The sequence below is a fragment of the Streptomyces sp. F001 genome, assembly GCF_004187715.1.
Taxonomy (GTDB): Bacteria; Actinomycetota; Actinomycetes; order Streptomycetales; family Streptomycetaceae; genus Streptomyces; species Streptomyces flavusporus.
The window spans coordinates 1-6,661 of record NZ_QZWF01000089.1 but is presented as its reverse complement, the minus strand read 5'-3'; the positions used below and the strand labels follow the sequence as shown (position 1 = coordinate 6,661).

Genomic DNA, 6,661 nt, shown 5'->3' with positions numbered 1-6,661 from the left:
GCCTCACGTGCCTTGCGGATCGCGGTCTTCAGGGAGGACTTGACGGCCTTGTTGCGCAGCCGAGCCTTCTCGTTGGTCTTGATCCGCTTGATCTGGGACTTGATGTTCGCCACGAATGAGCCTTTTCAGGTTCTGGTACGAGGCCGCACGGGACCCGCACCGGTGATTTTCTTGGGGTGCGCCTCGCGCTGAGAGGGCATGAGGCACAGCCACCCAGGCTACCAGCGGCCCTCTTGGTGGCCCAAACCGGTCGCCGGTCCCGGCCCGTGGGACCATGGAGACTACGTATCGATCCGACCCGAGACCGTTACCTGCGGATACCTCAAGAATCAGGACCCTGCGTGCCCGCGACCCCTAACCATGTGCCCGAGCCGAGCCGTACCGACCCGGCTCTGATCCGCAATTTCTGCATCATCGCGCACATCGACCACGGCAAGTCCACGCTCGCCGACCGGATGCTCCAGCTGACCGGTGTGGTCGAGCAGCGGCAGATGCGTGCTCAGTACCTCGACCGGATGGACATCGAGCGCGAGCGCGGCATCACGATCAAGTCCCAGGCGGTGCGGCTGCCGTGGGCTCCCACCCACGACCCCGGCAACACGCACATCCTCAACATGATCGACACCCCGGGGCACGTCGACTTCACGTACGAGGTCTCGCGGTCGCTCGCCGCCTGCGAGGGGACCATCCTCCTCGTCGACGCCGCCCAGGGCATCGAGGCGCAGACCCTCGCCAACCTGTACCTGGCGATGGAGAACGACCTCACGATCATCCCCGTACTGAACAAGATCGACCTGCCGGCCGCGCAGCCGGAGAAGTTCGCCGAGGAACTCGCCAACCTGGTCGGGTGCGAGCCGGACGACGTGCTGAAGGTCTCCGCCAAGACCGGCCTCGGCGTCGAGGCCCTGCTCGACAAGGTGGTCGCCGAGATCCCGGCGCCCGTCGGTGTCGCGGACGCGCCCGCGCGGGCCATGATCTTCGACTCGGTCTACGACTCCTACCGCGGTGTCGTGACGTACGTGCGTGTGATCGACGGGCAGCTCAACAAGCGTGAGCGGATCCGGATGATGTCCACGAACGCGACGCACGAACTGCTGGAGATCGGCGTCAGCTCGCCCGAGATGCTCCCGGCGGACGGGCTCGGCGTCGGCGAGGTCGGTTACCTGATCACGGGTGTGAAGGACGTCCGGCAGTCCAAGGTCGGTGACACCGTCACCAGCCAGGCCAAGGGCGCCACGGAGGCGCTCGGTGGCTACAAGGACCCCAAGCCGATGGTCTTCTCCGGCCTGTATCCGCTGGACGGCTCCGACTACCCGTTGCTGCGTGAGGCCCTCGACAAACTCCAGCTCAACGACGCCGCCCTCGTCTACGAGCCGGAGACCTCCGCCGCCCTCGGTTTCGGCTTCCGCGTCGGCTTCCTGGGCCTGCTGCACCTCGACGTGATCCGGGAGCGGCTGGAGCGCGAGTTCGGCCTCGACCTGATCGCGACCGCGCCGAACGTGGTCTACCGGGTCGTGATGGAGGACGGCAGCGAGCACACCGTCACCAACCCGAGCGAGTTCCCCGAGGGCAAGATCAACGAGGTGTACGAGCCGGTCGTACGCGCCACGATCCTCGCGCCGACCGAGTTCATCGGCTCGATCATGGAGCTGTGCCAGACCCGGCGCGGCACCCTTCTCGGCATGGACTACCTGTCCGAGGACCGGGTCGAGATCCGGTACACCCTGCCGCTGGCCGAGATCGTCTTCGACTTCTTCGACCAGCTGAAGTCCAAGACCCGCGGCTATGCCTCGCTGGACTACGAGCCCACCGGCGAGCAGACCTCCAGCCTCGTCAAGGTCGACATCCTGCTGCACGGCGACAAGGTCGACGCCTTCTCGGCGATCACTCACAAGGACCAGGCGTACGCGTACGGCGTGCGGCTCGTCGCCAAGCTCAAGGAACTGATCCCGCGGCAGGCCTTCGAGGTGCCGGTGCAGGCCGCCATCGGTTCCCGGGTGATCGCCCGCGAAACCATCCGCGCCATCCGCAAGGACGTCCTCGCCAAGTGCTACGGCGGTGACATCTCCCGTAAGCGGAAGCTGCTGGAGAAGCAGAAGGAAGGCAAGAAGCGGATGAAGATGGTGGGTTCCGTGGAGGTTCCGCAGGAGGCCTTCATCGCGGTGCTGTCCAGCGATGACAGTGCGGGATCGGCCAAGGGCAAGAAGTAACCGCAGACAACAAACGGATACTTCGCAAATCGTGCGCAACAGGGGCCTGCCGTACCGACGGCGGGCCCCTTTGGCATGCATACGGCCGTCCTTCTGGAGGAAGTGACAAAGCGCGGAGTCTTACGCAGTGGCCGGTCGGCCTCTACCCTGATCCCTGCTCGATAGTTACTCGCGAGTTAAACAACAGCGCGCGAGTGAAAACTGCCGCACCGAAGGCGCATGCCGCCCTGAGCCAGCCGCACTGTCGCGGGCCCCGGAGGATGTCGTGAGCGACACAAAGACTTTGATCGAGAACCGTCCGCCGTCCGTCGCGGGCCTCTTCCTGGAGCGCGTGGCGGCGACCCCGGACGCCGAGGCATTCCGCTACCCGGTCCCGTCGGCCTCCGGCCAGGGGCCGGACGACTGGAAGTCGCTGAGCTGGGGGCAGACCGCCGAGCGGGTGAACGCGATCGCGGCGGGGCTGATCGAGCTGGGCGTCCAGCCGGAGCAGCGGGTCGCCCTGGCCGCCGCCACCCGGCTCGAGTGGATCCTCGCCGACCTCGGCATCATGTGCGCGGGCGCGGCCACCACCACGATCTACCCGCAGACCAACGCCGACGAGTCGGCGTTCATCCTCGCCGACTCCGGCAGCCGGGTCCTCGTAGCGGAGAACGCCGAGCAGCTGGCCAAGGCGCAGGAGAAGCGCGCCGAGCTGCCCGAGCTCACCCATGTCGTGGTCATCGACGCCGACGGCGTGGAGACCGGTGACTGGGTGCTCAGCCTCGCCGACCTGGAGGCCCGGGGCGCGGCCCGGCTGGAGAAGGACCCCGACCTGATCAAGGAGCGGGTCGGCGCGATCACCAAGGACCAGCTGGCCACCCTGATCTACACCTCCGGCACCACCGGCCGGCCCAAGGGTGTCCGCCTCCCGCACGACAACTGGTCGTACATGGCGAAGGCGATCGCCTCGACCGGCCTGCTCGGCCCGGACGACGTGCAGTACCTGTGGCTGCCGCTCGCGCACGTCTTCGGCAAGGTGCTCATCTCAGGGCATATCGAGGTCGGTCACGTCACCGCGGTCGACGGGCGGGTCGACAAGATCATCGAGAATCTGCCGGTGGTGCAGCCGACGTACATGGCGGGTGTGCCCCGCATCTTCGAGAAGGTCTACAACGGCGTCGCCGCGAAGGCCCGGGCCGGCGGCCCCGCCAAGTACAAGATCTTCCAGTGGGCGGCCGGGGTGGCCCGCGAGTACGCCAAGGTGTCCCAGGACAACTTCCGCCGCACCGGCACCGCGTCCGTCCCCTTCGGGCTCGGCGCCAAGCACAAGGTCGCCGACGCGCTCGTCTACTCCAAGCTGCGGGAGGCCTTCGGCGGGCGGCTGCGGGCGTGTGTGTCGGGTTCGGTCGCACTGGCCCCGGAGATCGGCTTCTTCTTCTCCGGCGCCGGCATCCACATCCTGGAGGGCTACGGCCTGACGGAGTCCTCCGCGGCGTCCTTCGTCAACCCCGGTGAGGCCTACCGGATCGGCACGGTCGGCAAGCCGCTGCCCGGCACGGAGGTCCGCATCGCGGAGGACGGCGAGATCCTGCTGCGCGGGCCCGGGATCATGGAGGGCTACCACGGGCTGCCGGAGAAGACCGCCGAGGTGCTGGAGGCAGACGGCTGGTTCCACACCGGTGACATCGGCGAGCTGTCGCCCGACGGGTATCTGCGGATCACCGACCGGAAGAAGGACCTCTTCAAGACCTCGGGTGGCAAGTACGTCGCGCCGACCGAGATCGAGGGCTCGTTCAAGTCGGTGTGTCCGTACGTCTCCAACATCCTCGTGCACGGCGCGGACCGGAACTTCTGCAGTGCGCTGATCGCGCTCGACGAGCCGTCGATCCTGCAGTGGGCGAAGGAGAACGGGCTGGAGGGCAAGTCGTACGCCGAGGTCGTGGCCGCGCCGGCCACGGTCGAGATGGTCGACGGATACGTGCAGCAGCTCAACGCCGGGCTGCAGCGGTGGCAGACGATCAAGAAGTTCCGGCTGCTGCCGCGGGACCTGGACGTGGAGCACGGCGAGATCACGCCGAGCCTGAAGCTGAAGCGGCCGGTGGTCGAGCGGGAGTACCAGCACCTGCTGGACGAGATGTACGCCGGGACGCGGGAGGCATAGCGGCCGGACCTCCGAGCGGTGTCGGGTCCCGTGCTGCGAGTGCTCGAATCTGTCCGGCTTCTGTCAGGCTTCGAACACGCCCGTAGCACGGTTCTCGCCCACGACGGCCCACTTCGATAACTCCACGCTTATGGGCGTGCCCCATCTGTCACCCTGTCGGCAACGATCGAGGCGTATTCGTCCGAACTGCTCGGGGAGCTGTAGATGGGGGCCATTCCGGCGCAGCGGGAGACCGTTTCCCTTGCCTCTGATGTGCCTGCGCACGCCTTTGACCCGCCGGCGTACGAGGGCGGGCCGCAGGACGCCGCGCAGATGCGGGCCACCCTGCACGGTGGCCCGCTCGCGCCGGGTGCCGCGCGCGGTCTGCTGCGGGTGGCGTTCCAGCAGTGGGCGGGCCTCGGCCTGCCCGGCGTGGACCGGCTGACCGACCGGCTGGCCCATGACGCCATGGTCGTCGTCAGCGAGCTCGTCACGAACGCCGTCGTGCACGCCGGCACCGACGTCGAGCTGGTCTGCTGCCTGCAGCCCGAGTCGGGCGCCGTCGTCGTGGAGGTCTGCGACCACCACCCCTCGCGTGCGCCGCGCGACGGGGAGAGCGAAGCGGCGTACGAGGCGGCGGAGTACGGCCGTGGGCTGCGCCTCGTCGCCGCGCTGTCCGAGGCCTGGGGCGTCACCTATCGCCGGGGTGCCAAGACGGTGTGGGCGCGCGTGTCGGCCGAGGGGAGCTCGGACGCCGACGCCCTGGAGCGGGCGGGCTTTCCCGGCGCCGAACTCCTCGCGCCCGAGCCCCATCGGTCCGAGCGGGACCGGGACTGGCTGGGCCGGGGCGCGCTGTCCTTCCTCGCCGAGGCCTCCGACCTGCTCGCCGGACAGCTTGACGAGGACCTCGTCGCCGCGCTCACCGGCCAGCTGATCGTGCCGCGGCTGGCCGACTGGTGCGCGGTGTGGCTGGAGGACGAGGCGCTGGGCGGCCGGGGTGGCTGGGGCGACGGCACGGGGGCGCCCGGGCCGCGGCTGGCCCGGGTCTGGCACAGCAGCGAGGAACGCATCGAGGAACTCCGCCGGTGCCTGGAGCAGGAACCGCCACGTTCGCCGGACGGGTTATCGGCGGGGCCGGTGGTTTATCCGTGGCCTGGAGAGGGGGTCGGGGTCCGCGGGGTGGATGGTGCTGGTGAGGCACCACCCGTGTGCGGGGCCGGTGGCACCGGTGAGGCGAGCACACAGGCCGACAGCCGTGCGCCCGGCGGGTGGGACGTCGTCTCCGGTGCCGCAGGAGGTGCGCAGACCGGCGAGGAAGGCCGCGGAGCCGAGGGGGCCGCCCTGGCGTACCGGCTGGTCGCCGGTGGGCGGCCGCTCGGCACGCTCGTCATCGGGCGGGTCGGCGTCCCGCGGTTCCCGGACGAGATCACCGGGCTCGTCGAGGACCTCAGCCGCCGCGTGGCGCTCGCCATCGGCGCGGCCCGGCAGTACGCCCGGCAGGCCACCATCAGTGCCGTGCTCCAGCGCGGACTGCTGCCCGGCGCCGTCGCCGAGATCCCCGGCGTGCGCAGTGCCCTCGTCTACGAGCCCTGCGACAAGGGCGGACCGAGCGGCGACTTCTACGACCTGTTCCCGGCCGGTGACGGCCGCTGGTGCTTCGCCGTCGGCGACGTCCAGGGCAAGGGCCCCGAGGCCGCCGTCGTCATCGGCCTGGCCCGCCCCTGGCTGCGGCTGCTGGCCCGCGAGGGTTACCGCGTCGCCGATGTCCTCGACCGTCTCAACCAGCTTCTCCTCGACGACGCCACGGAGGCCGCGGACGCGGCCGCCCGCGCCCTGGTGGGCCCGATCGGCCCCGGCGACGGCCCGCAGACCCGCTTCCTGTCCCTCCTCTACGGCGAGCTGGTCCCCTTCGACGGCGGCGTCCGCTGCACCCTCGCCTCCGCCGGCCACCCGCTGCCCCTGCTGCTCGGCCCCGACGGCGACGTCCGTACGGTCGCGCAGCCGCAGACCCTCCTCGGGGTCGTCGAGGACGAGACGTACACGAGTGAGACGTTCGAGCTGCGGCCCGGCGACAGCCTGCTGTGCGTCACGGACGGCGTGACCGAGCGGCGCTGCGGCTCCCGCCAGTTCGACGACGGGGACGGGCTGGCGACGGCGCTGGCCGGCTGCAGGGGGCTGAGCGCCGAGCTGATCGCGGAGCGGATCAAACGGCTGGTGCACGAGTTCGGCGGGCGCCCGCCGGAGGACGACCTGGCGCTGCTGGTCCTGCAGGCGGAGTAGTACGTCGCCCGGGTGCTGGACAATGGAGGACATGCCTTCCGCACTTCCCGAC

At 69.7% G+C, this 6,661-nt stretch carries 4 protein-coding genes; 3 read left to right on the top strand and 1 reads right to left on the bottom strand.

From position 1 onward, the window contains the following. The coding region (gene rpsT, locus StrepF001_RS43935) for a 30S ribosomal protein S20 (protein WP_206307163.1) at window positions 1-113 on the bottom strand (113 nt) is incomplete at its 3' end. A gap of 228 nt (window positions 114-341) precedes the next feature. Here rpsT and lepA point away from each other — a divergent pair. The 3 genes from lepA to StrepF001_RS43920 all read left to right on the top strand — a co-directional run bounded on the left by lepA (window position 342) and on the right by StrepF001_RS43920 (window position 6,609). Continuing rightward, the gene (lepA, locus tag StrepF001_RS43930) at window positions 342-2,210 is read left to right on the top strand and encodes a translation elongation factor 4 (protein WP_129803670.1); all 1,869 of its coding nucleotides are present in this window, start codon (window positions 342-344) and stop codon (window positions 2,208-2,210) included. A 265-nt stretch (window positions 2,211-2,475) separates the two neighbouring features. After that, window positions 2,476-4,350, top strand: coding sequence for an AMP-dependent synthetase/ligase (locus tag StrepF001_RS43925; RefSeq protein WP_129803669.1), 1,875 nt, complete (start codon window positions 2,476-2,478; stop codon window positions 4,348-4,350). A gap of 204 nt (window positions 4,351-4,554) precedes the next feature. Continuing rightward, on the top strand, window positions 4,555-6,609 hold the full coding sequence (locus StrepF001_RS43920; RefSeq protein ID WP_129803668.1) for an ATP-binding SpoIIE family protein phosphatase: 2,055 nt from the start codon (window positions 4,555-4,557) through the stop codon (window positions 6,607-6,609). Window positions 6,610-6,661 lie beyond the last annotated feature (52 nt).

Excerpts from the sequence above, each read along its gene's own strand:
- StrepF001_RS43920 (WP_129803668.1), top strand. The coding sequence starts at position 4,555 with ATGGGGGCCATTCCGGCGCAGCGGGAGACCGTTTCCCTTGCCTCTGAT.